The sequence below is a fragment of the Mesotoga infera genome, assembly GCA_011045915.1.
GTDB lineage: Bacteria > Thermotogota > Thermotogae > Petrotogales > Kosmotogaceae > Mesotoga > Mesotoga infera_D.
Genome location: DSBT01000367.1, coordinates 1 through 2,891 on the forward strand (window position 1 = coordinate 1; position 2,891 = coordinate 2,891).

The window sequence follows — 2,891 nt, forward strand, 5'->3', positions numbered from 1 at the left end:
CAGATCATCGAAGTCAGGTTGATATTCTCTATCGTGTACTGTGTAGTTGTTGAGGGAGAGAACAGGATAAATGCTCAAGAAAAGCCCGGTCTTGGCACACAAGCCAACTGAAATGGCAATAAGGAACAGCAGTAGAAGTCGTTTCATATAGAGCAGCCTCCTCCATCGATTATACGAGATTATCCCATAAGTCGGTCTGAATTCCTCTATCGAAAGGCGATTGAAACAAAACTTGCGGTTCAGCCTAAAATGAGTCGTTTAGAATACGACGCGATTATCGGGCTCTACAGAGAATCTCCAGATCATTCAATCGAGGTGTTCTCCATGGATCTGCCGGGAAAAAACCTGTGCAGCCCGATGCCTACAAGCGGCGTGAAGAAAGCGATGACCGGGGTGAACAATCTTACTTCAGCGGTCCTTGCTGCCAGAAAATTCATGGCAATGAACGGGAGAATCCAGAACCATGTCCTCCTGAAAAAGCCATAGTTCTTCACTTCTCTAAGAAACAGCAGTGGAATCGAAGCAAAGATCATCGGGTAAATCCATGACCAGATATAAGTCATATTGTATCTAATCTGAATTAAGTCCACCGAGTACTCCGCATCCGGGTATATAAAACGACTGACGACAAAAGTCAGAGAAACTGGAATCACACCGGCAACTAAACTCTTGAACAGAATTAACGCTCTTTTCGACCAGGATAGGTCTTTATTGAAATTGAAGAGAAGATAGATGAGAGCGAGAAATATCATATGATCCGCTCTGAAAAGCGATCCCAGTGCCATCAACAGGCAAAGAAGATAGAATCTGCCCCCTTTGGCTATCAACAGCAAACCACCGACGAAAAGAGCTGCAGCATGAAAAGTCTCCCAGCCGAAATACATGACCGTAAGGGGCATTATGGCCTGAAAAACCACGGTCGACAGCAATGATTCTGAAGGCGACGAGAAGACTCTACAAAAGCCATACAGGAGTATGAGCGTCAGAATGTTGAAGAAGAATCTTGCCGTGATATGACCGTTCAAGATCCGGTTCTCATCACTCGATAGATCAACTGCCCTTTTGATGTCCTCGGGCAACCTTTCGCCAATCAAGAGAGCTGTCGTTGCAGGATCTGTTAAGTACACCTGCCAGTTAAGACTGCTTGCAAAAGCCTTGAGCGCGTTGTTCAAAAGAGGACTCTTGCCTGTTACGGAATCGACAAGCTCTTCGATGACCTTCTCCAGATCAGAGACGAGTTTCTCTCTTTCGGCCAGGGGAAAGTAGGAGTCTATCATGCCCTTCTTATCTTCTGTCCAGTAGTCGCTTGACAATAACATCCTCGAAAGCTCTTCGCTGTTTTCATCGAGCCACTCGATGGGGATAAACTTGAAGAGATTTTCCACAAGGTAGTAACTGCCAAATCTGTATTGATCGGGCGCGAAATTCCCTCCGGAGATTACACGATTATGCTGATTGATCCTCAGATATCTGGATACGAAGAGATACTTTCCATCCGTCGTCCACACAGTCATCGATGTGAATATGTAGGAAAGCAAGGCAAAAATGATCAGGAGAAGAACCCCTCGCCCAATGCTGTACTTTTCTTCCACGGTTCACCTCCGAATATCTTCAGATGACTGCCGTTCGCGCCTGATTGTAGAGATAATACCATTGTATCTCTCAAATCATAGAGTCTTGATCTTTCATCTTCGTTGCCTACTGCAAAGATTGTGAGACATATTAGACCGAAAGCGGTTTACCCCTCACACCTCACTGCTGTCCGTCAAATCCTCCTCTCCTTCAAGAGACCTGATCGTGCCTCCTATGACAAGAGGAATGGAGTAAATGACTAGAGGAAGGAACAATCTGATTTCGGCGGTCTTTCCAACGACAAAGTTTGCAGCTACAAACATTGGGATCCACGGCCATGTCTTTCTATAGAATTCGACATGCTTGATTTGGGAGAAAAAGACAATCGGCAACAGAAGAAGAATCAAAGGGAAGATCCAGCTCCATATATGAGTCATATTGAACTCGAACTGAATGAGATCGACATAATACTCGGCTTCAGGAAAGAGGAAACAGCTGATTAAGACCGTCGCGGCCACCGGAATTATCAGAAGCAGCGCAGAGAAGAGCATCCTTAACCATTGCCTTCTTCTAAGTGATTCAATTCCACGCATCAGACCATAAATCAACGCACCAAACAGCGCATGATCCGTTCTTGCCGTGCAGCAGAGAATCGTCACGAAGAATAAAACTAGCCTGCTTCCGTCCCTCTTTGTTAGCAAGAGCATTGAAGAAAACAGCACCAATGAAAGGACTGTCTCGGCCTGCAAGAAATCTTGAAGGGCGAATGGAACTAAAGCTGCGAAGAGAACGACTCCACACATCGCCTGGAAAGGCTTCAAGAACTCTCTGCACAGAAAGTAGATTATCGTCAGAAGAATCATGAAGAGAAAGAATCTCGATGTGAAGTATCCGTTCACGAGTCTTGCTTCTTCGCTGTCCTCAAGCAGATGATTCCTAATATTTTCCGGTATCATGTCTCCAAGAATGGGAAGAGTCTCTTCGATATTCGTCAAGTAGCTCTGCCATTGCAGACCGTCTATCATACCCCGCAGCAGATTCTGAACAAGGGCGTTACCCGGAAAGAATGATTCTAGAGTCTCGTCAATCACCCTCTGAATCTCGCCAATCATTTTTCCCCGTCATCCTCGTGTATTGTCATAAGAGAGGAAGTAGAGAGTATAGAATGAGGGTAGAGGGAGTAGCCAGTCGTCATTCTTAGGCTTAGAGCCTGTATGCCAGGTTGGGCACCCTTCTTAACACGATTGAGAGTAATGGTCGAAAAGACCGCACCTTGTACGAGGTTGTGAAAGGAGGAACCCTCATGTTGTATGTAGGAG

The 2,891-nt window shown here is 45.6% G+C and carries 1 protein-coding gene and 1 pseudogene; both read right to left on the reverse strand.

Annotation, left to right across the window (positions count from 1 at the left end):
* Window positions 1-302 precede the first annotated feature (302 nt).
* Window positions 303-1,592 carry a hypothetical protein gene (locus tag ENN47_11940; protein ID HDP78862.1) on the reverse strand — a complete coding sequence of 430 codons (1,290 nt, stop codon included), beginning with the start codon at window positions 1,590-1,592 and terminating at the stop codon, window positions 303-305.
* 153 nt (window positions 1,593-1,745) lie between these two features.
* A pseudogene (locus ENN47_11945) lies at window positions 1,746-2,687 on the reverse strand (hypothetical protein).
* Window positions 2,688-2,891: the final 204 nt, after the last annotated feature.